This window comes from Ramlibacter sp. AN1015, assembly GCF_037726105.1.
Lineage (GTDB): Bacteria > Pseudomonadota > Gammaproteobacteria > Burkholderiales > Burkholderiaceae_C > Ramlibacter.
Genome location: NZ_JBBJUM010000001.1, coordinates 188,180 through 212,732, shown reverse-complemented (window position 1 = coordinate 212,732; position 24,553 = coordinate 188,180). Strand labels below are relative to the sequence as shown.

The following is a 24,553-nucleotide window of genomic DNA, read 5'->3' as shown; positions in this document are numbered from 1 at the left end:
GGCCGGTCAGCTCATGATGCCGATCTGCCAGGGCACGAACTCGTGGTCGCCCAGCCCCAGCAGTTCGCTCTTGGACGGCTCGCCCGACGCCACGCGCAGGAACAGCTCGAAAATGCGCAGGCCCATCTCCTGCACGGTGGCGGTGCCGTCGAGGATCTCGCCGCAGTTGATGTCCATGTCCTCTTCGAGGCGCCGGTACATCGGCGTGTTCGTCGCGAGCTTCACGCAGGGCGCGGGCTTGGAGCCGAACATCGAGCCGCGCCCGGTGGTGAAGGCGATCAGGTTCGCGCCGCCCGCGATCTGGCCGGTGGCAGAGACCGGATCGAAGCCCGGCGTGTCCATGAACACGAAGCCCTTTTCGGTCACCGGCTCGGCATAGCGGTACACCGCCATCAGGGGCCCCGTGCCGCCCTTCATCGAGGAGCCGAGCGACTTCTCGAAGATGTTGGCGAGGCCGCCGACCTGGTTGCCGGGGCTGACCTGGCCGTTGATCTGCACGTCGCGCCCGACCGAGTACTCGTCCTTCCACCAGCGGATGCGCGCGATCAGCTGCTCGCCGACCTCGCGGCTGCGGGCACGGCGGGTCAGCGTGTGCTCGACGCCGTAGATCTCGGGCGTCTCGGACAGGATGCCGGTGCCACCGTGGCGCGCCAGCAGATCGACGGCCGCGCCCAGCGCCGGGTTGGCCGTGATCGAGGAAAAGCCGTCCGAGCCGCCGCACTGCAGGCCCACCGTGAGGTGGCTGGCCGACACCGTCTGGCGGCGCGCCTTGTTGGCCTCGGGCAGCAGGGCCTGCACCGCCGCGATGCCCGCCTCGATGGTCTTGCGCGTGCCGCCGGTCTCCTGCATCACGAAGGTGTGGAGGGTCGGGCTGGCGGCGAGCGATTCCTGCTCCATCAGCCCCTTGAGCTGGTTGCGCTCGCAGCCCAGGCCGATCACCAGGGCGGCGGCCAGGTTGGGGTGGCGCGCGTAGCCGGCCATCGTGCGGCGCAGCAGCTGCATGGGCTCGCCGGTCATTTCCATGCCGCAGCCGATCGAGTGGCTGAAGGCGACCACGCCGTCGATGTTGGGGTAGTCGGCCAGGCGCTCGGGCGTGAACCACTCGGCGATCTTGTTGACCACCGTCGCCGAGCAGTTGACGGTGGACAGGATGCCGATGAAGTTGCGCGTGCCCACGCTGCCGTTGGCGCGCACGTAGCCCTGGAAGGTCGCACGCTCGTGTTCGGGCAGCAGTTGCACCGGCTGGTACTGGCTCGCGTGCGCGTAGTCGCGGTCGAACTCGCGGAACTCGGTGTTGTGGCTGTGCACCATCGTGCCGGGCTCGATGTCCGCGTTCGCGAAGCCCACGGTCACGCTGTACTTGCGGATCGCCTCGCCCTTGGCGATCCTGCGCGCGGCGATCTTGTAGCCCGCGGGCACCTGGCTGCGCGCCGTGAACCCTTCGTCGGGCACGGGCGTGCCGATCGGCACGTCCACGCGCGCCACCACCACGTTGTCGTCCGGGTGCAGGCGGATGACGGGCCCCGTCATCCGCTTGGCACGGGGCGACTCCAGAACGGCATCCTGGCTCATTCGGCTTTCACTCCTGCTTCCTTCACGATCGGCGCCCACTTGGCGATCTCGTTGCGAATATAGGTTCCCAGTTGTTCCGGTGTGCTGGTGCGGACTTCGAAGCCCTGGGCCAGCAGCTTCTCGCGCAGGTCGGGCTCCTGCAGCGCCTTGTTGATCTCGCTGTTGAGCCGGGCCACCACGTCCTTGGGGGTGTTGGCCGGTGCGACGATGGCATAGACCAGCTCGACCTCGTAGCCCGGCACCGTCTCGGCGATGGTCGGCACGTCCGGGGCCAGCGTGGTGCGCTGCGCGCTCGTCACGCCGATGGGCGTGAGCTTGCCGCCCTTGATGTGCGCCAGCACCGACGGCGTGCCGACCATCGCGAACTGCACCTGGCCGCCCAGCACGTCCTGCAAGGCAGGATTGGCGCCTTTGTAGGGGACGTGGACGAGCTTGATGCCGGTGTTCTTGTTCAGGAGTTCGCCCCCCAGGTGCAGCGGCGTGCCCGCACCCGACGAGGCGAAGTTGTAGCGGCCGGGCTCGGCCTTGGCGAGCCGGACCACGTCCTTGAGGTGCTTCGCCGGCACCGAGGGGTGGGCCACCAGCATCAGCGACGACGAGGCCACCAGGCCTACCGGCGCGAAGTCGCGCACGGTGTCGTAACTCAGCTTGCTGTACATGGCCTCGTTGATCGCCTGCGTGCCCACCATCATCAGGAACAGCGTGTGCCCGTCGGGCGCCGCACGCGCGACGTGGTCGGCGGCGAGGTTGGTGCCCGCGCCCGGCTTGTTCTCGATGATGACCGGCTGCCCCAGCGACGGCGAGAGCTTCTGGCCGATGGCGCGGCCCAGCACGTCCGAGGGGCCGCCTGCGGCGAAGGGCACCACCAGCCGCACCGGTTTGTCGGGGTAGGCGGCGGCAGCGGTGCCGGGCAGCGCCGCGGCGGTCGCCAGGGCCGCGGCCGCCAGCAGCGAGGGAAGCGCCTTGAAGGATCGAACGAGTTGCATGCGTGTCTCCATTGCTTCGGTTGGTGGAAGGGTGAATGCGCGAACACGGAGCGGTGCGCGCAATATCATCGGCGCTCCTTGGACCGCCGATCAGGATGAATTCGATGCAGATCGCTTGCGTGCAGCTCTACCCGCTGGAGGTCCCGATGGACCGTCCGATCAGGATGGCGGGCGAGACCCTGACCCATGCCCACACGCTGCTCGCGCGCGTGATCGACGAGTCCGGCCGCGAAGGCTGGGGCGAGGCCAGCGCCGCACCACTCATGACGGGAGAGACGCTGGAGAGCATCGCCGCGAGCGCCCACTACCTGGCCGGGCGCATGGCGGGCCAGGACATCGCCGGCCCCGCCGACATCGCGCCGCGATTCGACGCCATCCTCTATGGCAATCCGTCGGCCCGCTCCTGCCTCGAAACTGCGCTGATGGACCTGCTGGCGCAGCGAGCCGGACTGCCGCTGCACCGCATGCTGCGCGCCGGCGAAACACGCGGGCGCGTCGAGCGCCTCGAGATGCTGCACATGCTCGCGTCGGGGGAGCTCGAAGGCGAGCTGGCCGAGGCGCAGCGGCTGCGCGCGCAGGGCTTTCGGCAGTGGAAGATCAAGGTGGGCGCCGGGGACCTGGCGTCCGACCTGCGGCGCGTCAAGGCGCTGAGCCAGGCCCTGGCCGGCGACGTGGTGTCGGCCGACGCGAACCAGATGCTGGCGTTCGACGCGGCGCTTGCGATTGCGCGCGAGGGCGGCGCCAGCGGCCTGGTGTTCCTCGAGCAGCCCCTGCGCGCCGGGCGCCTGGCCGACATGGCCGAACTCCATCGCCTCAGCGGCATGCCTTTGTGTGCGGACGAATCGATCCAGGACGCCGGGGACATCCAGGCGCACCACGCCGCGGGCGCAGCGCAGGGCGCCAGCCTGAAGCTCATCAAGTTGGGCGGCGTGCAGGCGCTGACCGAGGCCGGCCGGCTGTGCCTGGCCCAGGGCATGCGGGTCAACCTGGCGTGCAAGGTGGCCGAAACCACCATCTCGGCTGCCGCCACGGCGCATGTCGGCTTCGCGCTGGGCGAGGTGGCCTGGGGCTTCAGCATGTCCAACCGCTACCTGGCCGAGGACGTGTGCAGTGTGCCGCTCGCGCCGCGCGAAGGAGCTGTCTTCATCGACCAGGTGGAGCGACCGGGGCTCGGATTCGCACCGGACGCGCAGCGCCTGCGCGGCTTCGCGAGTGCGAGCCTGCCGGTGCGGGAGCTGCGGGGCTGACATCGCGCGGTTCCGGGGCGGCGCTCAGCCCTCGCCGTCCATCGTGAGCACTCCGAAGGCGGCCTTCAGGCGCTTCTCGTAGGCGGCGCGTTCGCTGGCGATCTCTTCCGGGCTCCAGCGGCGAAAGCCTTCGCCGGCCTTCATGCCGGTCTTGCCCGCGGCGATCTTCTCGGCGACGCAGCGCGCGAGCGTGGACGTGTTCGACAAGGAGGGATAGATCTCCTCGGCGGCGCGCGCCATGCTGTCCCAGCCCGAGAGCTCCTTTTGCAGCACCGGGCCGGCGGCGGCGTAGCGAAAGCCGAAGCTGTAGCGCACCGCTGCATCGACGTCTTCTGGCGAGGCGATGCCGCTGTCGATGAGCGAGAGCGCCTCACGCATGAGCGCGTGCTGGATGCGGTTGCCCAGGAAGCCCGGGATGTCCTTGCGCACCAGCACCGGCTTCTTGCCGATGCGCCGATAGAGCGCACACACCGCCTCGCCCAGCAAGGCGTCGGAGTCGGCGCCCAGCGCCACCTCGACCAGGGGCACCAGATGGGCGGGCATGAAGTAGTGCGCGTTGAACATGCGCGCGCGGGTGCGCAGGCCCTCGGCGATGCGGCTGATGGGAAAGCCCGAGCTGTTGGTGCCGATGGGGATGTGGTCGGGCACGCGTTCGTCGAGCGCGGCGAACAGGGCACGCTTGAGCTCGAAGTCCTCGGCCACGGTCTCCACCACCCACACGACGTTGCTCCAGTCGCGCCAGTGGTCGATGGTGCCGGTGGCGTGGTCCACCGGCCCGCGTGCGCCAACGACCGGCAGCGTTGCGGCGATGGCCTGGGCGCTCGCGAGCGAGGCCTGCGCCTTCGCCGCATCGCGCCCCAGGAATGCCACGGACAACCCCGCCGCCATGAAGCCCGCGCCGATGCCTGCGGCCATCGTGCCCGTTCCGATCACCACCACCCGTTCCATCGAAGCCCCTTGAAGAATTGCAATCCTCAGATCGCCGCAATAACTTGTATGGACAAGTCACTGTGCGCGAACGCGGCTTGCGCCGCCGAAGCTCGAATACTACACTCAACGCCAGCTGAAGGCCAAGGTGCCGTGGGCATGGGCTTCGGTTCTGCTTGTACGTATAAGTTAGAGAAGTTTGTTTTTCAACCTGGAGTTTGTTGGTGTTCAATCCCTTTCAGAAACTGGAACTGATCAAGGCCGAGGTGTTCAAGTCGCTGCCGGCCAAGTACCGCAAGAAGCAGCGCTCCGCGTGGGCCGATCCGAATCGCCAGGGCGCGGAAATCGAGTGCTTCCTGGAAGGGCCGTCGTTCGACCGCGAGGGCAACCTGTGGTTCGTGGACATTCCCTACGGCCGCATCTTCCGCATCTCGAAGTCCGGCGAATGGGACCTGGTGGCGCAGTACGACGGCTGGCCCAACGGGCTGAAGTTCCACAAGGACGGACGTGCCTTCATCACCTGCTACAAGCAGGGCCTGCTGGTGCTGGACACCAAGACCGGGCGCATCGAGAACGTGCTCGGCTCCATGTACAGCGAGAGCTTCAAGGGCCTGAACGACCTGCACTTCGCCTCCAACGGCGACCTGTATTTCACCGACCAGGGCCAGACCGGCATCGTCGATCCCACGGGCCGCGTCTTCCGCCTGCGGGCCAACGGCCAGCTGGACCGCCTTGCGATGAACGTGCCCAGCCCGAACGGCATCACGCTGAACACGCAGGAGAAGCACTGCTTCGTCGCCGTCACGCGCTCGCAACAGATCTGGCGGCTGCCGCTCATGGCCGACGGCAACGTGTCCAAGACCGGCGTGGCCATCCAGCTCTCCGGCGGCGCAGCCGGCCCGGACGGCATCGAGATGGACTCGGAGAACGGCCTGCTGGTGTGCCACCTCGGCGTGGGCATCTGGCGCTTCGACAGCAACATGCTGCCCACGCACCTGGTGTACTCGGAAGACAAGCACCACCACCACCTGGCCAACCTGTGCTTCGGCGGCGAGGACGGGCGCACCATCTACATCACCGAGTCCATGTCCGGCGACATCCTCACCGCCCGCATGCCGGTCGCCGGCAAGAAGATGTACGGCCTGAGCTGAGCGCGCCCGTGGCCACCACCGCCCGAGCCACCCTGCACGCCCGCGTCGCCGACGATCTGGTGCGGCGCATCCGGGCGGGCGAGTGGCCGGTCGGCTCGTCCCTGCCCTCGGAGATGGTCCTGTGCGAGCAGGCGGGCGTGAGCCGCCATACCCTGCGGCACGCCCTGCGCAACCTGCGCGACCGCGGTCTCATCGAGCTGCGCCAGGGCGCGGCCTCGAAGGTGATCTCGTGCACGCAGCCGCGCATCTACAGCCAGGACTTCAACACCCTGCGCGACGTGCTGCGCTATCCCAGCAACACGGTGCGCCACAACAAGCTGGAGCAGTACGTCGAGTGCGACGCACAACTTCAGCCGGTGCTCAAGGCGCCGGTCGGCTCCTCCTGGTATCGCATCGGGGCCGTGCGCTGCGACGAGCATTCGAAACTCCCGCTGGCCTGGACCGACATCTACATCCTGGGGCGCTTCGCCCGCGTGACCAAGCTCAAGAATCACCCGCACGAGATGGTGTTCGAGCAGATCGAGCGTCACTTCGGGGTAGCGATCCACCGCGCCGAGGTGGAGATCAAGGCGGGGGTGTTCTCGACCGAGCACGCGCAGCAGCTGCAGGTGCCGGCGGGCACGCCCTGCCTGGACATCGTGCGGCGCTACTTCGACAGCGCCGGCGACCCGTTCGAGGTGTCGGTTACGCGGCACATCGCCGAGCGCTTCACGTTCACCATGGAGCTGCGCAGCATCGGCCTGCCGGCGCCGCCCTGAGCCGGCCCGCTTACCGCCTGCACGCCCGTGGGCATTCGAATTTCAACAGGAGACAACGCAATGCAACTGAACAAACGCAATTTCATCAAGCTGGCCACCGCCGCCGGGCTGTCGCTGTCGGTCGGCATCGGTGCCGCCGCGACGTTCCCGGACAAGCCGGTCAAGATGGTCATCGGCTACGGCCCCGGCAGCTCCACCGACGTGATCGGTCGGATCGTCGCGCAGGGGCTGTCCGAGATGTGGAAGCAGCCCGTCGTGGTGGAGAACCGCCCCGGCGCGGCCGGCAACATCGCGGCCGACATCGTCGCCAAGAGCGCCCCCGACGGCTACACCATCCTGTTCGCGCAGAACGGCCTCGCCATCAGCGTCGCGGCCAACCCCAACCTGCCATTCAACGGCCAGAAGGACCTGCTGCCGCTGACCGGCGTCACCGGCACGCCGCACATCCTCGTGGTGCGGCCCGACGCGCCTTACAAGACGGTTGCCGAGCTGGTGGCGGCCGCCAAGAGCCAGCCGGGCAAGCTGAACTTCGGCTCTTCCGGCATCGGCAACTCCGACCACATGGCGGGCGAGCTCTTCAAGGCGCTGACCGGCGTACAGGCGACGCACATCCCCTACAAGAGCGGCTCGCTCGCCGCAAACGACCTGCTGGGCGGACAGCTCGACTACTACTTCGCGGGAATGCCGGTGGGTCTGCCGCAGCACAAGGGCGGACGTCTGCGGGCCCTGGCGGTCACTTCCGCGCAGCGCTTTCCTGGCGCGCCCGACATCCCCACCATGCAGGAAGCGGGCGTGCCCACCTTCGAGCACACCCTCTGGCAGGGCGTGTTCCTGCCCGGCAGCACCCCGGCGCCAGTGGCCGAGTCAGTCGGCTCGGGTGTGCTCAAGCTGCTGGAAGACCCGAAGATGCGTGAGCGCCTGACCAACGCGGGTGCGCAGATCGTGGTGCTGCCGCGCGAGCAGTTCGCCGAGATGTACAACAAGGACATCGAGCGCTGGAAGCGCGTGATCACCCAGCAGAACATCAAGCTGCAGTAAGGCCGCAGCGCACGGGCGGACTGCGCCGTGCGCCTTCAGCCGGGTTCAGCGTCCGGCAGCAGGCGCATCGCTGCTGCCGTCGCCGTCGCCCTCCTCGTCGCCGGCGTCGTCCTCGCGCACGATGCCGGCCTTGCGCACGCCTTGTTCGCGGCCGCCTTCCTGGTGCCGCGCCTGCGCACCGTCCTCGCTGCCGCCCTGCAGGGGCAGGTCGCGTTCGACTTCCGGCAGATGGACTTCACCGCTTTTCTTGTCACCTGGCATGTTGAATCTCCTTGTGTCGGCCCACTCTAGGGCGGCATGAGTGCCGGCCGCGTAGGAAGCGGCCGCTTGGGCGCCGGGCAGCGTGCCCGTAGCATTTCAAGGGCGGGACGCACTGCGGATGGCACATCCCAACGGATGAGCTAAACCGCCACGGTGCAAAGGGAGCAGAGCCTCGGCTGGCTGTGCAGGAGACGACGCCGGGCGCAGGCGCGACCATGGCCTACAGCCAAGCCGAGCCGAATGCGGATACTGGTCCGCATCGCATCACCTTCCCGATGGAGCAATCATGGTCTCGGTATCGCGCAGGAAACATGTCCTGGCCCCCAGCGCTTCACTGCGCCGGGAAGACGTCCGGGAGCCACCGCAGGACGGCACCCATCCCCAGGCCGAAGGCGCGGACGACTCGCGTCGCCGCGGCCGCAAGGACAAGCCGGTCCAGGAAAAGCCCGGCGCCGGCAAGTCCACCCCGCTGGGCCGCAAGGTGGAAAGCCCCGCCAGCATCAAGACGGCAGGCCCCAGCGGCCAACGCGGCGGCACGCAGCACCAGAAGCAGCACGCCAACAAGTAAGGGGCTCTGCACCGCGCGCCCGCTCTGCGCAGCGCCGTGCAGGGCGCTGCCAGCGCCGGCCGCGGCGCTGTTCCACGGGTTCGCGGAGAGCAGCGCTCCCGGCGTCTTAGTGCGGCCGGGCGGCGGCGCCGTTGAGGGGACCGCTGAACACCGCCTGCCACGCCTGGAACAGCGGCGTGGCGGAAGGGGGTACCGCGCTGGCGCCCTGCTGGCCCGTTTCGGTCGGGCGCATGAATTCGCTCTGTGCCTTGAGCGACGCCAGCATCAGCTCCTGGGTGTACTGAGCAAACTCGGTCATCCCGGACACCAGCATGGTCGACTGAATGCTCATCACCTCCGCCGGGGTGGTGGCGTTGCGAAGGCGCTCGGCCGTCTGCTCCTGCAGCAAGGCGGCACGTTGGATCATGTGCTGCTGCGCCTGCTGCAGCGTGTCGAATGCGCGAAGCATCGCCGACGTGGTGGAGGCGGTGCTGGCCATCTGCTGGCGAGTCATATCGGCCACCGCGGTTGCTCCTGCAGCGGTGTCGCTCTCGGGCGCCTGGGATTCGCGCGCGGTGTTTCTCGTGGGCATGGCATCTCCTTGAAAGTGGAAGCGGTCCGGGCTGGCCGTGGTGCCCGGACCCGGTCCCGATGCAAGGCTTGCATCCGGCCGGCGAGTCTAGGCGCTGTGTGCGGACCCGCATGCTCAGCAATCTCCTGTTGCGTGGGTCTCGCGCTCACGGCGCGGCGCTACGCGCGGGGCGAAAAGCCGAGCTTGCGCATGGGCTCGCGCAGGTCCGCTCGCTGCGCGTCGTAGCCGTCCCAGGGCGTGTTGCCCCGCGCGAGGCGCTGCTGCACCGTCCGCACGGTCCAGTGGGCGCCGCCGGTCAACTCCTGCAGTTCGTCCCAGCCCACCGGCACCGAGATGCCGAGGCCGGGCCGCGCGCGGGCCGACCACGCGGCCACCGTGGTTGCACCGAAGCCATTGCGCAGGTAGTCGATGAAGATGCGGCCGACCCGGTTTCGCGGCCCGCTCCTGGCGACGAAGCGCTCGGGCAGGGTGCGCGCGAGGTGCTGGACCACCGCCTGCGAAAACTCCTTGACCGCGCCCCAGTCGAAGCGCGGCGCAAGCGGAACCACCACGTGCAGGCCCTTGCCGCCGCTGGTCTTGAGGAAGGCGGGCAGCCCGAGCTCCTCGAGCAGCGCCCGCACCAGCAAGCCCGACTGCTGGATCTGCGACCAGGTGATGCCCTCGCCCGGGTCGATGTCGAAGGTCATGCGGTCAGGCTCGGCAATGCGCTGCGCCACCGCATTCCAGGTGTGGAACTCGACCACGTTCATCTGCGCCGCGTGCACCAGCCCTTCGGGCCGGGCCACCGTCAGCAGCGGCGGGTGTCCCGGGTCCAGAGCCCGGTCGAGGTCGTCGATGCCGGCGATGGTGTAGCGCTCGGAGTGCTTCTGGAAGAACAGCTCGCCGTCGATCCCGCCGGGTGCGCGCACCAGCGACACGGGGCGCCCGGCCAGGTGCGGCAGCATCAGGTCGGCGACCTGCGCGTAGTAGCGGACCAGGTCCATCTTGGTCACGCCGCTGGCCGTGTCCACCAGGCGCTCGGGGTGCGTCACGCGCAGCGACTGCAGCAGCGCGTCGGCCTGCGCTGGCGGCAGTGGCGTTGCCGGTGGCGCAGCGCCCTTGCCCCTGGCACTCGCATCGCGCGTCCGTCGCGCAGGGGCCTCGCGCGCGCCGGCCGCAGAGGACGACACCGCCTGCTCGCGAGTGATCGCCGCGGCCGGCTTGTCGCTGCGCAGTCCGTGGAAGACCCCGTGGCGCACGCGACCGTCCCGCGTCCACTCGCTGAACGCGACTTCTGCGATCAGTTCCGGGCGCACCCAGTGCGGGCGCCCGGCCGGGCGCCCGCCGCCGCTGAAGGGGCACTGGGACGTGACCAGTTCGTCGAGGCCTGTGCGCAGCTCGGCGAGGGTGTCCTGAGTGAACCCGGTGCCCACGTTGCCGGCGTAGTGCAGCGCGCCATCAGGGCCGTGCACCCCCAGCAGCAGCGCGCCCAGGCCGGTTCGCGATCCCTTGGGGTCGGTGAAGCCGCCGATCACGAACTCCTGGCGCAGTCCGCACTTGAGCTTGAGCCAGTCGGCGCTGCGCTCGTTGCTGTAGTGCGAGCCGCGGCGCTTGGCGATCACGCCCTCCAGCCCCAGCCGGCACGCCGATGCGACCACGTCCTGCGCCGGTGCGTCGAACTCCTCGGAGAAGCGCACCTGCGGCTGCGGCTTGCGCGCGACGATGCGCTGCAGCACCTCGCGACGCGCCTCGAGCGGCACGGCGCGCAGGTCGTGCCCCGCGCACCAGGGCAGGTCGAACATGTAGTACACGATGTCGCGCGCACGCTGCGAGTCGAAGGCGCCCTGCAGCGCCTGGAAGTCGGCGGGCGCATGGCTGCCGGGCAGGATGATTTCGCCGTCGTACCAGCCGTCCGGCAGGTCCATGGCCGCCAAGGCGGTGTGCAGCTGCGGCATGCGGTGCGTCCAGTCGTTGCCGTTGCGCGTGAACAGGCGCAGCTGCCCGCCTTCGGCGCGCGTGAGGATGCGGTAGCCGTCGAATTTGATTTCGTAGATCCATGTTCCGCTCGCATCCGGGGGCGGCGAATCGGCGAGCACCGCCAGCTGCGGCTTGAGGGTGGCGGGCAATGGCGCCCGCCGCGCGCCGGCAGGCGGGCCGCTTGCAGCGGCTGCGTCGGGCGCTGGCGCAGCCGATGCACGCGCACGCGTGCCGCGCGCTTCCCGCGCCGACGTGGCGCAGGCGCGTGCTTCCGGCGGACGCGTCTGCGCTGCCGGCGCCTCCGATCTGCTTGCGGCGGGAGCATGGCGCGCGCGCGCCGCGGCCCGCGGTGCCGCCTCGCGCGAGGGCGCCGCCGCCTGCGGCGGGTTGGCCGCGTTTTCGGCTGGCGGCGCCTGCGGCCGGTCCGGCAGGTGCGCAACGCTGTCGGGCAGGGCATCGGTGACGCTGTACTGCGCCGCCTGGCGGGCGTGCGCGTCGCGTTCCTTGATCAGCAGCCAGGGATCTTCGCGGTCCCCGCCGCGGCCTTTCATGCGCACCAGGTTCCAGGTGCCCTGCAGCTTGTGTCCGTGCAGCGCGAATTTGAGCTTGCCGGCACGCCAGGCCCGGCCCGGGTCCTCGTCCAAGGGAAGCCACACGCCCTTGTCCCAGATGATGACCTTGCCCGCGCCGTAGTTGCCCGCGGGAATCTCGCCTTCGAACCGGTTGTAGGCGATGGGATGGTCTTCGGTGGGCATGGCCATGCGCTTGTCGGCCGGATCGAGGCTGGGCCCCTTGGGGACGGCCCAGCTTTTCATCGTGCCTTCGAGCTCGAGGCGGAAGTCGTAGTGCAGGCGCCGCGCCCAGTGCTTCTGGATTACGAAGGCGCGCGCCGACTCGTCGGCGGCGCCGCCCTCGGCCGGCTCGGGCGTGCGTGCGAAATCGCGCTTGGCGCGGTAGGTCTGCAGCGCGGAATGCGCCGCCGCATCGCCCCGGTCGGAAGACGCGGTGGCGGTGCGGCGCGCGCCGCGCGGGCGCTCCCGCGCGGAGGTCTCGGTCTGGCGTTCAGCCCGCGGCACGCAACTGGTCGCGCAGCCGCTTGATCTGGTCGTGGTTGCGCTGAACGCCGTCGAGCTGGTGCTGCACGATCTGGCGGATGTGGTCCGGCAGCGGTTTCTGCAGCGCCTTGCGATAGCGCGCCAGCGCGTTGTCCTCCGACCGCTCCGCCTCTTCGAGGACCGCCTTGTCGTCGTTGCTGCTCAGCGCGGCGCGCGTCGCGGTCCACCCGCGTGCGACCGAACCCATCGCGCTGCCGTCGTCGTCGGGCCGCCCGCCCAGAGAGCGCACCTGCTCCTGCAACTGGCTCGCGCCGCGCCGGCAGTCTTCCACACGCTGGCGGAAGATGCTCTTGAGGTCCTCGCGCGAGGCATGGTCGGCACACTGCTGGAAGCCGTATTCGCCGTCCTTGCAGGTCTCGATCAGGTCGTTCAGCACCTTGATGGTGTCCTCGCGGTCGCCCGAATCCTTGCCGGCCTGCTGGGCCGAGCCGATCGTCGCGCCGATGCCGCTGGTGCCCGTGCCCCCCGCGCTGGACGTGCTGCGGCTCGCGTCGTCGGAGTGGGCGGCCGCCACGCGGCGGTCGGCTTGGGCCCCGGGGGAGCCCATCCCGCTGGCCGCGCCGCTTGCCGTGCCCATGTCGTGGCCGGTGGTGGTGCCCGCGGTGTAGCTGGCGTCCATGCCGGCGCTCGCGCCCAGGGTGCCGCCGGTCATGGTGCTGGTGGCGCCCATGCTGTCCCAGCCCATGGAGCCCGATCCGACGTTGCTCGAGCCCATGCCGCTGGACTGCATGTGCGTCGTTTCGTCGCGGCGCAGGCGGTCGCGGTCGAGATCGCGATCGGCGTCGCCGCGGTGGTCCGCGCTGCGCTCGTGCGTGTCACCCACGCCGGGGCCGCCGGTGCGCAGCGACGAATCGGTCGATGCCATGCCGGTGCCGTAGTGGTGCAGGTTGCCGTCGGGCGCCCCCGGGTCGGAAGCGCGCGTGCCCATGTCCGCGCCTACGTTGCCGCCGATCGGCGCCCCCATCAGGCGCCCGTCGGTACCGGCGGCCGCGCCGGACGCCGTGCCGCTGATGCTGCCCGCGCCGCTGAAGCCGCCGGTGTTGCCGCGGTAGTGCGGATCCACCCGGTCCCAGGCTGCGCGGCTGGCGGGCTGCGCGTCCTTCCAGCTCAGCGAGGAACCGCCCCGGGTGTTCTCCCACTCGGAGGCGAGGTACGGCTCGGCGGTGTCCCAGTCGTCGTAGCGCTGGCGCGCGTGAAGGCCGTGCCGGTAGGCCGGACCGTAGTCGTCGAAGCTGCGACCCGACGCGTAGTACGGCTCACGGCTGTAGTTCTCGCGCCAGTAGTCTTCTTCTTCGGTGGGGTTCACGGCCTCCGCCGCGGCACGGCCCGCGAGGCCGCCCACCAGCGCGCCCACCACGCCGCCCACGGCCATGCCTGCGGGACCGCCGATCACGCCGGCCGCGGCGCCCGCGAGCGCGCCGCCTGCCGCTCCGACGCCGGTGCCCACGGGGTGCGATCCGGGCTCGTCGCTCAGCGGATCACGGTTGAGATCCTTGTCTTCTGCCATGGCAATGCTCCTGTATGTGGAAGGGCGCGTGCGCCTGCGCCACGCAGCGCCTCGCAAACCCTTTTGCGAACGATGATCGCGCGCGCCGCAAACACGGCCGTCAGTCAAGCCGAAGACTGGCTGTAGGAAAAGGTCCGGCCAACCCGGTGGACGCGGCTTTCTGCCGCGCGGGACTATCGCGCCCACGGCCGCACAGGGCCTCGCTGCAGCGTCCTACACGCATGCGCTGGCCCATCGCGCACAGTCGCATGCCATGCGGTATTCCCTGCGGCGCACGACGGCCCACCTACACCTGACCTACGGCGGCGGCGATGCCAGCGAGGCGCTGATCGGCCGCCGCTTTGCGCTGGAAGTCGAAGGCAGTGCGCTCACGCTGCTGATCGATCTCACGCCCAACTTCCACACCCGCAACAAGACCGCCGCAAGCTATCTCGACGCGACGGCGCTGGTGCGCAATCACGACCGGCTGAAGGCTCTGCAATGCGACGACAACCTGGTGCGCACGCGCCTGGTGCGCACCTGGGAGGAAATGCGCGAGCCCAGCCTGCGCATGGTGCTGGACCTCGGCCCGCGCGGGCACTTCGTCTATGCGGTGCGGCCCCACCTGCTGTTCACGGGCGGCGTGCAGCTGGACGTGCTGAAGGTGCTGGACGCTTCGAGCTTCACGCCCGACCAGGCGGAGATGGCCTGATGGTTCGCCTGCCCCAGCCACGCCTCGGCCGCAGCGCGCTCACGCTACTGGCCTGCCTCGCGGCAGCCTGTGGCCTGCTGCTGCCGCTGGCTGCGCAGGCCGACCCGGCCGCGCTACGGGCCCGCTACGAGCAGCTCGCGCCGCAGCTGCGCAACAGCGATTACGGCCAGCCGCTGCACATCGCCTCGCGCGAGGACGGAGACACGCTGCACGGGGAGGTGCACGCGCTGCTGGAGCACCCGTTCGAGCGGGTGCGCGACGCGCTGCGCGATCCGACCAACTGGTGCGACATCCTGATCCTGCCGTTCAACATCAAGTACTGCCACGCGGTGCGCACGCCGGACGGGCCGGGGCTGCTGGTGCGCATCGGCCGGCGCTACGACCAGCCGCTGGACCAGAGCTACCGGCTGCTGTTCGACTTCCGCGGCGTCGCCGCGTCGCAGGACTACTTCGAAGCCCGCCTTGCGGCTCCCGACGGCCCGGTGGGCACGCGCGACTACCACATCGTCGTCTCCGCGATCCCCGTGTCGCAAGGCCGCAGCTTCCTGCGCCTGAACTACTCCTACGGCAGTGGTTTCGCGGGGCGCCTTGCGATGCAGGCCTATCTCGCCACGGCCGGCGCCGACAAGGTGGGGTTCACGCGCGAGCAGGACGCTGGCAACGGCGCCGCCCTGATCGGCGGCGTGCGCGGGGCCGTGGAGCGCAACGTGATGCGCTACTACCTCGCGATCGATGCGTTCCTCGATTCCCTGAGCGCGCCTCGTGGCGAGCGCGCGGAGCGCCGCATCCAGAGCTGGTTCAACGCCACCGAACGGTACCCGCGCCAGTTGCGCGAGATGGACCGAACCACGTATGTCGAGATGAAGCGCATGGAGCAGGAGCGCCAGCAGACGCTGCTGCAGTGAGCAGGGCGCGACGGCGGCTGCGGGTGCGGACAGGCCGTGCGCTCTGCGCAGCCGGGCCACGTGCCCGGAAGCCGCGGTGCGGCTTCGCTCTCAGCGCAGGCCCGCTGCGGCCCGCAGGATCTGCGCCTTGTCGGTGCGCTCCCAGGTGAACTCGGGCTCTTCGCGGCCGAAGTGTCCGTAGGCCGCGGTCTTGGCATAGATCGGGCGCAGCAGGTCGAGCATCTGGATGATGCCCTTGGGACGCAGGTCGAAATGTTCGCTGACCAGTGCGGCGATGCGCTCGTCGGGGATCACCCCGGTGCCTTCGGTGTAGACGGTCACGTTCATCGGGCGGGCCACGCCGATGGCATAGGCCACCTGCACCTGGCACTGACGGGCGAGCCCGGCGGCGACGACGTTCTTGGCCACGTAGCGCGCGGCGTAGGCGGCCGAACGGTCTACCTTGGACGGGTCCTTGCCCGAGAAGGCGCCGCCGCCGTGCGGGCAGGCGCCGCCGTAGGTGTCGACGATGATCTTGCGGCCGGTGAGGCCGCAGTCGCCCTGCGGGCCGCCGATGACGAAGCGGCCGGTGGGATTGATCAGGTAGCGCGTCTCCTTCAGCCACTCCTGCGGCAGCACCGGCTTGATGATCTCCTCGACGACGGCTTCGACGAACGACGCCTTCATCTTGTTGCCATCGCTCTGCTCGGGGCTGTGCTGCGTGGACAGCACGACGGTGTCGATGCTGTGCGGCTTGCCGTTCACGTAGCGCATGGTCACCTGGCTCTTGGCGTCGGGCCGCAGGAAGGGCAGCCGGCCGTCCTTGCGCAGCTGCGCCTGGCGCTCGACAAGCCGGTGCGCGTAGTGGATGGGGGCGGGCATCAGCTCGGGGGTCTCGTCGCAGGCATAACCGAACATCAGGCCCTGGTCGCCCGCGCCGGTGTTCAGGTGGTCGTCGCTCGCGTGATCGACGCCCTGTGCGATGTCGTTGGACTGCTTGTCGTAGCAGACCATCACGGCGCAACCCTTGTAGTCGATGCCGAACTCGGTGTTGTCGTAGCCGATGCGCTTGATGGTGTCGCGCGCGACCTGGATGTAATCGACGTGCGCGTTGGTGGTGATCTCGCCGGCCAGCACCACGAGGCCGGTGTTGGTGAGGGTCTCGGCCGCTACGCGGCTGCGCGGGTCCTGCTCGAAGATTGCGTCGAGGATCGCATCGGAGATCTGGTCGGCCACCTTGTCCGGGTGGCCCTCCGACACGGATTCGGAGGTGAAGAGGAAGTCGTTCGCCATTTGAGATACTCCATGAGTTGAAGGGGGCGTTGCCTTCGCTGGAGCTTCGGCGAACGCTTTAGCAGCCATTGTTTAACGTCGCCCTGCAAGTAGTTCAATAACTCAGCGACGCGCCCATTCTATCGCCGCTCCCGCGGCCTCCGGCTCCCCTCTACTCAACCGATGCTCGCCACGTTCCGCCTGCTGTCCCGGCTTCCGCTGCGCGTGCTGCACGCACTCGGTGCCGTGCTCGGCTGGGCCGTCTTTCTCGCCTCACCGACCTACCGCAGCCGGATGCGCGACAACGCGCGTCAGGCCGGCTACGACTTCGCCGCCGTGCGTCCGGCGGTGGCGCACATCGGGCGCATGGTCGGGGAGCTGCCCCGGCTCTGGCTGGGCCGGCCCGTGCCCGTGGCCTGGGAGAACGTCGAGTGCCTCGACGCGGCGTATGCGCGCGGGCGCGGTGTCTTGCTGCTCACGCCGCACATCGGCTGTTTCGAGGTGACCGCCCAGGGCATCGCCGAGCGCCAGTTGCACGCGCACGGCCCGCTCACCGTGTTGTTCCGTCCCGCGCGCAAGGACTGGCTTGCGCCCGTGGTGGCGGCTTCGCGCCAGCGGCCCGGGCTGGCTGCAGTGCCGACCACGCTGTCCGGCGTGCGCCAGATGATCAAGGCGTTGCGCCAGGGTCAGGGCGTCGGCCTCTTGCCCGACCAGGTGCCGCCGCAGGGCATGGGCGTGTGGGCGCCGTTCTTCGGCCGCCCGGCCTACACCATGACCCTGGCGGCGCGGCTGGCGCTGCAGACCGGTTGCGAGGTCCGCATGGTGTGGGGCGAGCGCCTGCCGGCCGGGCGCGGCTTCCTGCTGCATTGCCGCGAACTCGCGCGGCCGCTGGCGGCGGAACTGGAGAGCGCGGTCGCGCAGCTCAACGGGGAGATGGAAGGCCTGATCCGCGAATGCCCGCAACAGTACCTGTGGAGTTACGCGCGCTACAAGCAGCCGCGCACCACGGCAGGGGAGGGCGACGCGTGAAGGGTTTCTGGTCGCGCGTGGGCGGCTGGGCGCTGCTCGCGTTCCTCTGGCTCTTCCACTGGTTGCCCCTGCCGGTCCAGGCGGCCATCGGGCGATCGGTCGGCGGCGCGCTCTGGCTGCTGGCGGGCTCGCGCCGGCGCGTGACGCTGCGCAACCTGGCGCTGTGCCTGCCCGAGCGCAGCGAGGCCGAGCGCGAGCGGATCGGCCGCGAACTGTTCAAGTGGTTCAGCCGCAGCGTGCTCGAGCGCGGACTGCTCTGGTGGGGGTCGGCCGCGCGTCTGCGTCGCCTGATCCACGTCGAGGGCGATGTCGGTTTTGCCGACCGGCACCCGGGGCCGGTCATGTGGCTCGCGCCGCACTTCGTCGGGCTGGACGTCGCGGGTGCCGCCTGCCAGCTGTTCGTGCAGCGGCGCGGCGCCTCGATCTACCAGGCGCAGACCAACCCGGTGATCGACGCCGCCGTGCGCCGGGGCCGACTGCGCCACGGGCGCGCCGAGATCTTCTCGCGTGCCGAGACCGCCAAGCCGCTGGTGCGCGCTGTGCGCCGCGGCGCCGCGTTCTTCAACCTGCCCGACATGGACTTCGGCGCGCGCGACGCGGCTTTCGTGCCCTTCTTCGGCGTGCCCGCCGCCACGCTGCTCGCGCCTTCGCGCATGGCCCGCGCGCTGGACATGCGGGTGCAGCCGGTGGTCGCGCGCATGCTGCCGGGCGGCCAAGGCTATCGCGTGAGCTTCCAGCCGGTGTGGGAGGACTTTCCCAGCGACGATCCGCTGGCCGACACCGAGCGCATGAACCGGTGGATCGAGCAGGAGGTGCGGGCCTGCCCCGAGCAGTATTTCTGGGTCCACAAGCGCTTCAAGACGCGGCCCCAAGGCGAGCCGACGCTGTATTGAGCGGCGGTTGGTCTTGGCGTTCGTAGCCTCCGCGGCCCGGTGAACGGCGTAGGTCCGAGCCTCGCGACGAGGTGTTCGCCGCGAGCCGACGACGACCCCGCTCGCCACGCGCGCCTATGCGGGCGCCGCCACGAACTCCTCGATGCGCGCGGCCAGCCGCTGCGGCTGCTCGTGCACGATCCAGTGCGAGGCATCCTCGATGCGCTCCACCTGGAGCTGCGGTACCCAGGCGGGCAGGCCGTCCAGCAGCTCGGGCAGCAAGGCCGTGTCCCGCATGCCCCAGATCACCAGCGTGGGCACCCGCACGGCAAGCATGGATTCCGGAAGATCGAGGCCGGCGGCACCCGGGTCCTGGGGGCTGGGCGGACGCAGCGGAGACGCCTGGTAGTAGTTGCAACCGCCGACCAGACCAGCGCCGCCCCGCCAGGCCTGCCGATATCGATCCTTGGCGGGAGCGTCCAGCCAGTCGGCCGGCCCCATGGCCGTGAACACCGGCCACAGCCGCCGGAAATCGTCTTCGGCGAGCAGGGCGGCCGCGTCGGGCCGGGCGAGGAACAGCATGTAGCTGCTGGCGGCCTGCTGTCGTGGGTTGTGGCGCAACTCGCGGGCAAAGGCGCCCGGGTGCGGCGCGTTCACGATCACCAGCCGCCGCAGCAGCTCGGGCCGCTGGTTGGCCACGGACCAGGCCAGCGCACCGCCCCAGTCGTGCGCCACCAGCGCCTCGATGGGCCCGCCCTGCGCTGCCAGCAGGGCCGTGATGTCCTGCACGAGCAGGCGTGCGCGGTACTGCTCGGGATCGACCGGGGACGAGGAGCCGGCATAGCCGCGCAGGTTGGGAGCGATGCAGCGGAAGCCCCGTGCGGCGAAATGCGTGAGCATGTCGTCCCACACGAAGGCCGCCTCCGGGAAGCCGTGCAGAAAAACCAGCACGGGCGCTCCGGGCGCACCGGCCGCGCGGCATTCGAGCTCGATGCCGTGGGGCAGGGCTTGCACGAAGCGCTCGATCATGGCGTCAGTCCTCGGGTTCGGGTTCGGGCTCGGATTGCGGCGGCACGTCCGCTTCGCCCGGGAGATGCGCCCAGTGCCACAGCAGGTGCGCGGTGTCCTCCACGCCTTGCTTCTTGAGGGCGGAGAACAGTTTCACTTCGCCGCCTCCCGCCTGCAGCCGCATGATCGACAGTGCCTTGTTCGCCTCGGCGCGATTGAGCTTGTCGGCCTTGGTCAACAGCACCAGGAAGCGCAGCCCCTGCTCGACGCGCGGGCGGATCACCTCCAGCAGCACCTCGTCGAGTTCGGTCAGGCCGTGCCGCGGATCGCACAGCAGCACCACGCCACGCAGGTTCTCGCGCGTGACCAGGTAGTTGGCCATCACCTGCTGCCAGCGCAGCTTGTCCTGCTTCGGAACGGCCGCGTAGCCATAGCCGGGCAAATCCGCCAGCACCGCGTCGGTGATGCCCTGGCGTCCCAGCGAGAACAGGTTGATGCTCTGCGTGCGCCCCGGCGTCTTGGATGCGAAGGCCAGGCGCTTTTGCTGGGTGAGCGTGTTGATGCAGGTGGACTTGCCGGCGTTGGAGCGGCCGACGAACGCGATCTCGGGATAGGCGTGCGGCGGCAGGAACTCGAGGCGGGGCGCGGTGGTGAGAAACCGCGCGGTGTGCATCCAGCCCAGCGCCTGGGCAGGCGTGACCTCGCCGGGAGGGCCGGCGTGCAAGGCCGAAGCGTTGGGGGATGTGGGAGCGGGCGTACCCGGGGGATGCGTCATGGGAAAGGGTTCCTGCGGCCGGGCAGGCCAGGGACGCCATTGTAGAATCTCGCGGTTTTGCGCCTTCCAACCCAGACATCCCTATGAAGTTGCCTGCTTCCTTGCTGTTGGCCGCCGTGTTCGCGGCGCCCGTGCTGACCTCGGCCCAGCAGTCGCCCCAGGCCGCGCCCGCGGGCCAGGCTGCTCCCGCCGACGGCGCCGCAGCACCCGCCGCCCCCGCCCCCGCCGCAGCCGCGAAGCCCCAGCAGCCCGCCAAGCCGGACCTGGCCCAGGGCGAGCAGCGCTACACGGCGGTGTGCGCCTCCTGCCACGGCCCGGGCGGCAACTCCGGCACCCCGGCCAACCCCAAGCTGGCACAGCAGCACCCCGAGTACCTGGTCAAGCAGCTCATGGAGTTCAAGTCCGGCAAGCGCCCCAGTCCCATCATGCAAGGCTTCGCCGCACAACTGAGCGAGCAGGAGATGCGCAACGTGTCGTACTGGCTGGCGGCGCAGCAGGCCAAGCCCGGCTTCGCGCGTGACAAGGAACTGGTCGCCCTGGGCGAGCGCGTCTGGCGCGGCGGCATTCCCGATCGCAACATCGCCGCCTGTGCCGGCTGCCACAGCCCGAACGGCGCGGGCATCCCGGCGGTCTATCCGCGGCTGGCCGGGCAGCACGCCGACTACACCGCCGAGGAACTGATCGCCTTCCGTGGCGGCCAGCGCCCCAACGCCGTCATGCAATCGGTCGCCGCCAAGATGAACGATCGCGAGATCCGCGCCGTGTCCGACTACATCGCGGGTCTGCGGTGACCTCTGCGGGAACCAAGCCCGCGTCGCACCACACATAACAGGCGGGGCTTCCATGGCTCCCGCCTTTTTTCTTTTCTCCCCAACTCCATGACCGCCACCACCCACGGACTGAGGCTGCGCTCGGGCTCGCACGCGCTGCGCGCCGGGGTCGAGTTGCTGTCGTCGATGCGCTTCGCGATCGCGCTGCTCACCGTGATCTGCATCGCGTCGGTGATCGGCACCGTGCTCAAGCAGCACGAGCCGGCCGTGAACTACGTGAACCAGTTCGGGCCGTTCTGGGCGGGCGTGTTCGGCGCGCTGAACCTGAACGCGGTCTACAGCGCCTGGTGGTTCCTGTTGATCCTGGGCTTCCTGGTCCTGAGCACCTCGCTGTGCATCGCGCGCAATACGCCCAAGATCCTGAGCGACCTGAAGGCGTACAAGGAGAACATCCGCGAGCAGAGCCTGCAGGCCTTCGCCCACCGCGCGCAGGGTGAGTTGGGCGACGCGCCCGAGCAGGCCGCCCACCGCCTGGGTGGGGCGCTGGCGAAGGCGGGTTGGCGCGTCAAGCTGCAGCGCCGCGAGGGCGCTCAGGGGACTGGCTGGATGGTGGCCGCTCGAGCGGGCGCGGCCAACAAGATCGGCTACCTTGCCGCGCACAGCGCCATCGTGCTGGTGTGCGTGGGCGGCTTGCTCGATGGCGACCTGATCGTGCGGGCGCAGATGTGGTGGGGCGGCAAGACGCCTTACCAAGGCGGTGGCCTGATCGCCGACGTCAAGCCCGAGCACCGACTGCCGGCGACCAACCCGACCTTTCGTGGCAACCTGCTGGTGGCAGAGGGTACGCAGTCGGGCACGGCCATCCTGAACCAGAGCGACGGCATCCTGCTGCAGGAGCTGCCGTTCTCGATCGAACTCAAGAAGTTCATCGTCGAGCACTACTCGACCGGCATGCCCAAGCTGTTCGCCAGCGAGATCGTGATCCACGACCGCGAAACCGGCGAGCGCATTCCGGCGCGCGTCGAGGTCAACCATCCGGCGCGGCACCGGGGCATCGAGATCTACCAGTCCAGCTTCGACGACGGCGGCTCGACCGTGCGCCTGAAGTCGGTGCCGCTGAACGGCAACAGCAAGCCCTTCGAGATCGAGGGCGTGATCGGCGGCAGCTCGCAGCTCACGCGCGGGCAGGGCGCCGGAGCCGACACCCTCACCCTCGAGTACACGGGGCTGCGGGTCATCAACGTGGAGAACTTTACCGGCGACGCCGCGGGCAGCGGCACCGACGTGCGCAGCGTCGATCTGCGCCAATCGATCGAAGCGCGCCTGGGCGCGGGCAACAAGACCGTGACCCCCCGCGAGCTGCGCAACGTCGGGCCGAGCGTGACCTACAAGCTGCGCGACGCGGCGGGCCAGGCGCGCGAGTTCCACAACTACATGCTGCCGGTGCAGCTCGGCGAGGGCGGCACTCCGGTGTTCCTGCTGGGCCTGCGCGACACGCCGGCCGAGACTTTCCGCTACCTGCGAATTCCCGCGGACGAGAAGGGCGAGCTCGACGGCTTCCTGCTGCTGCGCGACGCGCTGGCCGACCCGGCCGCACGCAGCGAGGCGGTGCGCCGTTTTGCGGCGCAAGCGACCGATGCAGCCCGCCCGGAGCTGGCCGAGCAGCTGGCGGCCTCGGCCGGCCGCGCCCTGGAGCTGTTCGCGGGGGCGGGCAGTGGCGAGACAGCCGACGGCCGTGCCGTCGGAGGGCTGCAGGCCCTGTCGCAGTTCATGGAGGCCAACGTTCCCGAAGCCGAGCGCGCCCGCGCCGGCGAGGTCGTGGTGCGCATCCTCAACGGCTCGCTGTTCGAGCTTGCCCAGATCGCGCGGCAGCGCGCCGGCCTGCCGCCGCTGGATTCCAGTGAAGCCACGCAGTCGTTCATGAATCAGGCCGTGATCGCACTGAGCGACATGCACCTGTATCCCGCCCCGATGGCCTTCCGGCTCATGGACTTCACGCAGGTGCAGGCGAGTGTGTTCCAGGTGGCGCGTGCCCCTGGGCGCAACATTGTCTACCTGGGCTGCGCATTGCTGATCGTCGGCATTTTCGCCATGCTCTACGTCCGCGACCGGCGCCTGTGGATCTGGCTGGCACCGCAGGGTGCGGGCAGCCGCGCCAGCATGGCCCTGTCGTCGAACCGCAAGACACTGGACACCGACCGCGAGTTCGACCATCTGCGCACCCATCTCCTGGAATCTTCACGATGACCTCGGCCACCACGACGCTGACCCTCCACGAGGGCTTTCTCTCCCGGCGCAACGTCTTCGACTGGGTGTTCGCCGCCCTGGTGGCGGCCGGCGGTCTGTTCGCGCTGCAGCGCTACGGCGCCTACATGGATGTCTACGAGAAGGCGATCCTGCTCGGCTCCATTCCCTCGGCCATCTGGCTCGGCTGGTTCTGGCGGCCCCTGCGGGTGCTCATGCTGGTGGTCGCGGCGCTGTCGCTGTTGGCGATCGGCGCCTACCAGGGCAGTCTCGAGCGGGCCGAGAGTGTCTTCTGGCTGAAGTACTTTCTGTCGAGCCAGTCCGCAATCCTCTGGATGAGCATGCTCTTTTTCATGAGCACGATCTTCTACTGGCTCGGCATGTTTTCCCGCTCGCAGGCGGACGCCATGGAGCGCATCGGCTCCGGCATTGCCTGGGTGGCGATCACGATGGCACTGATCGGCACGATGGTGCGCTGGTACGAGAGCTACCTGATCGGTCCGGACATCGGTCACATCCCGGTGAGCAACCTCTACGAGGTGTTCGTGCTGTTCTGCTGGATGACGGCCGCCTTCTACCTGTACTTCGAGCAGCAGTACAACACGCGCGCGCTCGGCGCCTTCGTCATGCTGGTGGTGAGCGCCGCGGTCGGTTTCCTGCTCTGGTACACGGTGGTGCGCGAGGCGCACGAGATCCAGCCGTTGGTGCCGGCGCTCAAGAGCTGGTGGATGAAGCTGCACGTGCCGGCCAACTTCATCGGCTACGGCACCTTTGCCCTGGCGGCGATGGTGGCCTTCGCCTACCTCATCAAGATGCAGGCTGCGGAGACCCGGTGGTGGCGCCTGGCGCCGCTGTGGGGGCTGGGCGTCGTCCTGTGCTTCGAGCCCATCGTGTTCCGGCAATCGGCCGAAGGCGGCATGAGCGACTACTGGGCCGTGTACTTCGGGGTGGCCGCGCTGATCACCGGCGGCATCGTTGCGATGCGCGGGCGCATCGCGCAGCGGCTGCCCTCCTTCGAGGTGCTCGATGATGTGATGTACAAGGCCATCGCGGTCGGCTTCGCGTTCTTCACCATCGCCACCGTCCTGGGTGCCCTCTGGGCGGCCGAGGCCTGGGGCGGCTACTGGAGCTGGGATCCGAAGGAGACCTGGGCGCTGATCGTGTGGCTGAACTATGCCGCCTGGCTGCACATGCGGCTGATGAAAGGCCTGCGCGGCGCGCTGTCGGCCTGGTGGGCCCTGATCGGGCTGGCGGTCACGACCTTCGCGTTCCTGGGCGTCAACATGTTCCTGTCGGGCCTGCACAGCTACGGCAACCTCTGAACGCGCAGCGTCGAGCACCGTTATCGTCG

General features: G+C 69.5%; 22 protein-coding genes. 12 read left to right on the top strand and 10 right to left on the bottom strand.

From position 1 onward, the window contains the following. Positions 1 to 6 precede the first annotated feature (6 nt). Both WG922_RS01030 and WG922_RS01025 read right to left on the bottom strand, forming a co-directional pair. On the bottom strand, positions 7 to 1,572 hold the full coding sequence (locus WG922_RS01030) for a UxaA family hydrolase (RefSeq protein ID WP_340279996.1): 1,566 nt from the start codon (positions 1,570 to 1,572) through the stop codon (positions 7 to 9). Continuing rightward, positions 1,569 to 2,558, bottom strand: a complete 990-nt coding sequence (locus WG922_RS01025; protein ID WP_340279994.1) for a Bug family tripartite tricarboxylate transporter substrate binding protein — start codon at positions 2,556 to 2,558, stop codon at positions 1,569 to 1,571. Before WG922_RS01025 ends, WG922_RS01030 begins: the two co-directional genes overlap by 4 nt. 104 nt (positions 2,559 to 2,662) lie before the next feature. On the opposite strand from WG922_RS01025, the gene WG922_RS01020 reads away from it, so the two are divergent. Next, positions 2,663 to 3,805 (top strand): mandelate racemase/muconate lactonizing enzyme family protein, encoded by a 1,143-nt coding sequence (locus WG922_RS01020; RefSeq protein ID WP_340279992.1) that lies wholly within the window; start codon positions 2,663 to 2,665, stop codon positions 3,803 to 3,805. Positions 3,806 to 3,829: 24 nt separating this feature from the next. Here WG922_RS01020 and WG922_RS01015 read toward each other — a convergent pair whose 3' ends face one another. Next, a complete protein-coding gene (locus tag WG922_RS01015) occupies positions 3,830 to 4,753 on the bottom strand; it encodes a 3-hydroxyacyl-CoA dehydrogenase NAD-binding domain-containing protein (RefSeq protein ID WP_340279990.1) in 924 nt (307 codons plus the stop codon). 203 nt (positions 4,754 to 4,956) lie between these two features. Between WG922_RS01015 and WG922_RS01010 the strand changes: the two genes are divergently transcribed. Genes WG922_RS01010 through WG922_RS01000 form a run of 3 tightly spaced genes read left to right on the top strand, consistent with a single transcriptional unit; the run spans position 4,957 to position 7,679 of the window. Then, entirely contained in the window at positions 4,957 to 5,883 is a 927-nt protein-coding gene (locus WG922_RS01010; RefSeq protein WP_340279989.1) for an SMP-30/gluconolactonase/LRE family protein, read from the top strand. Between the two features lie 8 nt (positions 5,884 to 5,891). Then, positions 5,892 to 6,641, top strand: a complete 750-nt coding sequence (locus WG922_RS01005) for a GntR family transcriptional regulator (protein WP_340279987.1) — start codon at positions 5,892 to 5,894, stop codon at positions 6,639 to 6,641. 60 nt (positions 6,642 to 6,701) lie between these two features. Continuing rightward, entirely contained in the window at positions 6,702 to 7,679 is a 978-nt protein-coding gene (locus tag WG922_RS01000) for a Bug family tripartite tricarboxylate transporter substrate binding protein (protein ID WP_340279986.1), read from the top strand. 45 nt (positions 7,680 to 7,724) lie between these two features. On the opposite strand, the gene WG922_RS00995 is transcribed toward WG922_RS01000, so the two are convergent. Next, positions 7,725 to 7,940: a hypothetical protein gene (locus WG922_RS00995; protein WP_340279985.1), complete on the bottom strand. Its 216-nt coding sequence runs from the start codon at positions 7,938 to 7,940 to the stop codon at positions 7,725 to 7,727. Between the two features lie 286 nt (positions 7,941 to 8,226). Between WG922_RS00995 and WG922_RS00990 the strand changes: the two genes are divergently transcribed. After that, the gene (locus tag WG922_RS00990; RefSeq protein WP_340279984.1) at positions 8,227 to 8,508 is read left to right on the top strand and encodes a hypothetical protein; all 282 of its coding nucleotides are present in this window, start codon (positions 8,227 to 8,229) and stop codon (positions 8,506 to 8,508) included. 106 nt (positions 8,509 to 8,614) lie between these two features. On the opposite strand, the gene WG922_RS00985 is transcribed toward WG922_RS00990, so the two are convergent. The 3 genes from WG922_RS00985 to WG922_RS00975 form a co-directional block, all read right to left on the bottom strand. Beyond that, positions 8,615 to 9,079: a phasin family protein gene (locus tag WG922_RS00985; protein ID WP_340279983.1), complete on the bottom strand. Its 465-nt coding sequence runs from the start codon at positions 9,077 to 9,079 to the stop codon at positions 8,615 to 8,617. Between the two features lie 158 nt (positions 9,080 to 9,237). After that, a complete protein-coding gene (gene ligD, locus WG922_RS00980) occupies positions 9,238 to 12,111 on the bottom strand; it encodes a DNA ligase D (protein WP_340279982.1) in 2,874 nt (957 codons plus the stop codon). Then, the gene (locus WG922_RS00975; protein ID WP_340279981.1) at positions 12,098 to 13,657 is read right to left on the bottom strand and encodes a ferritin-like domain-containing protein; all 1,560 of its coding nucleotides are present in this window, start codon (positions 13,655 to 13,657) and stop codon (positions 12,098 to 12,100) included. The genes ligD and WG922_RS00975 overlap by 14 nt, the downstream gene beginning before the upstream one ends. 253 nt (positions 13,658 to 13,910) lie before the next feature. On the opposite strand from WG922_RS00975, the gene WG922_RS00970 reads away from it, so the two are divergent. Then, positions 13,911 to 14,348, top strand: a complete 438-nt coding sequence (locus WG922_RS00970; RefSeq protein WP_340279979.1) for a hypothetical protein — start codon at positions 13,911 to 13,913, stop codon at positions 14,346 to 14,348. Continuing rightward, the gene (locus tag WG922_RS00965; protein ID WP_340279978.1) at positions 14,348 to 15,253 is read left to right on the top strand and encodes a hypothetical protein; all 906 of its coding nucleotides are present in this window, start codon (positions 14,348 to 14,350) and stop codon (positions 15,251 to 15,253) included. Before WG922_RS00970 ends, WG922_RS00965 begins: the two co-directional genes overlap by 1 nt. 90 nt (positions 15,254 to 15,343) lie before the next feature. Here WG922_RS00965 and metK read toward each other — a convergent pair whose 3' ends face one another. Next, positions 15,344 to 16,525, bottom strand: coding sequence for a methionine adenosyltransferase (gene metK, locus WG922_RS00960; RefSeq protein ID WP_340279977.1), 1,182 nt, complete (start codon positions 16,523 to 16,525; stop codon positions 15,344 to 15,346). A gap of 162 nt (positions 16,526 to 16,687) precedes the next feature. On the opposite strand from metK, the gene WG922_RS00955 reads away from it, so the two are divergent. Together WG922_RS00955 and WG922_RS00950 are read left to right on the top strand one after the other, a co-directional pair. Next, complete coding sequence (locus WG922_RS00955; protein WP_340279976.1) at positions 16,688 to 17,533, top strand: lysophospholipid acyltransferase family protein; 846 nt, start codon at positions 16,688 to 16,690, stop codon at positions 17,531 to 17,533. Next, the gene (locus tag WG922_RS00950) at positions 17,530 to 18,426 is read left to right on the top strand and encodes an LpxL/LpxP family acyltransferase (protein WP_340279975.1); all 897 of its coding nucleotides are present in this window, start codon (positions 17,530 to 17,532) and stop codon (positions 18,424 to 18,426) included. The genes WG922_RS00955 and WG922_RS00950 overlap by 4 nt, the downstream gene beginning before the upstream one ends. Before the next feature lie 114 nt (positions 18,427 to 18,540). Here WG922_RS00950 and WG922_RS00945 read toward each other — a convergent pair whose 3' ends face one another. Both WG922_RS00945 and yihA read right to left on the bottom strand, forming a co-directional pair. Then, positions 18,541 to 19,434, bottom strand: a complete 894-nt coding sequence (locus WG922_RS00945) for an alpha/beta fold hydrolase (RefSeq protein WP_340279974.1) — start codon at positions 19,432 to 19,434, stop codon at positions 18,541 to 18,543. A 4-nt stretch (positions 19,435 to 19,438) separates the two neighbouring features. Beyond that, on the bottom strand, positions 19,439 to 20,188 hold the full coding sequence (gene yihA / locus WG922_RS00940) for a ribosome biogenesis GTP-binding protein YihA/YsxC (RefSeq protein ID WP_445322776.1): 750 nt from the start codon (positions 20,186 to 20,188) through the stop codon (positions 19,439 to 19,441). Between the two features lie 83 nt (positions 20,189 to 20,271). Between yihA and WG922_RS00935 the strand changes: the two genes are divergently transcribed. From WG922_RS00935 to ccsB, 3 genes are all read left to right on the top strand, one after another. Then, positions 20,272 to 20,979 carry a c-type cytochrome gene (locus WG922_RS00935; RefSeq protein ID WP_340279973.1) on the top strand — a complete coding sequence of 236 codons (708 nt, stop codon included), beginning with the start codon at positions 20,272 to 20,274 and terminating at the stop codon, positions 20,977 to 20,979. An 87-nt stretch (positions 20,980 to 21,066) separates the two neighbouring features. Next, on the top strand, positions 21,067 to 23,205 hold the full coding sequence (locus WG922_RS00930; protein WP_340279971.1) for a cytochrome c biogenesis protein ResB: 2,139 nt from the start codon (positions 21,067 to 21,069) through the stop codon (positions 23,203 to 23,205). Next, entirely contained in the window at positions 23,202 to 24,524 is a 1,323-nt protein-coding gene (ccsB, locus tag WG922_RS00925) for a c-type cytochrome biogenesis protein CcsB (protein WP_340279970.1), read from the top strand. Before WG922_RS00930 ends, ccsB begins: the two co-directional genes overlap by 4 nt. The last annotated feature ends 29 nt before the right edge of the window (positions 24,525 to 24,553 follow it).

Coding starts and splice junctions, on each gene's coding strand:
- WG922_RS01000 (WP_340279986.1), top strand. CDS start 6,702: ATGCAACTGAACAAACGCAATTTCATCAAGCTGGCCACCGCCGCCGGG.
- WG922_RS00985 (WP_340279983.1), bottom strand. CDS start 9,079: ATGCCCACGAGAAACACCGCGCGCGAATCCCAGGCGCCCGAGAGCGAC.
- WG922_RS01020 (WP_340279992.1), top strand. CDS start 2,663: ATGCAGATCGCTTGCGTGCAGCTCTACCCGCTGGAGGTCCCGATGGAC.
- yihA (WP_445322776.1), bottom strand. CDS start 20,188: ATGACGCATCCCCCGGGTACGCCCGCTCCCACATCCCCCAACGCTTCG.
- WG922_RS01025 (WP_340279994.1), bottom strand. CDS start 2,558: ATGCAACTCGTTCGATCCTTCAAGGCGCTTCCCTCGCTGCTGGCGGCC.
- ccsB (WP_340279970.1), top strand. CDS start 23,202: ATGACCTCGGCCACCACGACGCTGACCCTCCACGAGGGCTTTCTCTCC.
- WG922_RS00990 (WP_340279984.1), top strand. CDS start 8,227: ATGGTCTCGGTATCGCGCAGGAAACATGTCCTGGCCCCCAGCGCTTCA.
- WG922_RS00955 (WP_340279976.1), top strand. CDS start 16,688: ATGCTCGCCACGTTCCGCCTGCTGTCCCGGCTTCCGCTGCGCGTGCTG.
- WG922_RS00975 (WP_340279981.1), bottom strand. CDS start 13,657: ATGGCAGAAGACAAGGATCTCAACCGTGATCCGCTGAGCGACGAGCCC.
- WG922_RS00965 (WP_340279978.1), top strand. CDS start 14,348: ATGGTTCGCCTGCCCCAGCCACGCCTCGGCCGCAGCGCGCTCACGCTA.
- WG922_RS01015 (WP_340279990.1), bottom strand. CDS start 4,753: ATGGAACGGGTGGTGGTGATCGGAACGGGCACGATGGCCGCAGGCATC.
- metK (WP_340279977.1), bottom strand. CDS start 16,525: ATGGCGAACGACTTCCTCTTCACCTCCGAATCCGTGTCGGAGGGCCAC.
- WG922_RS00970 (WP_340279979.1), top strand. CDS start 13,911: ATGCGGTATTCCCTGCGGCGCACGACGGCCCACCTACACCTGACCTAC.
- WG922_RS00995 (WP_340279985.1), bottom strand. CDS start 7,940: ATGCCAGGTGACAAGAAAAGCGGTGAAGTCCATCTGCCGGAAGTCGAA.
- WG922_RS00945 (WP_340279974.1), bottom strand. CDS start 19,434: ATGATCGAGCGCTTCGTGCAAGCCCTGCCCCACGGCATCGAGCTCGAA.
- WG922_RS00930 (WP_340279971.1), top strand. CDS start 21,067: ATGACCGCCACCACCCACGGACTGAGGCTGCGCTCGGGCTCGCACGCG.
- WG922_RS01030 (WP_340279996.1), bottom strand. CDS start 1,572: ATGAGCCAGGATGCCGTTCTGGAGTCGCCCCGTGCCAAGCGGATGACG.
- WG922_RS00935 (WP_340279973.1), top strand. CDS start 20,272: ATGAAGTTGCCTGCTTCCTTGCTGTTGGCCGCCGTGTTCGCGGCGCCC.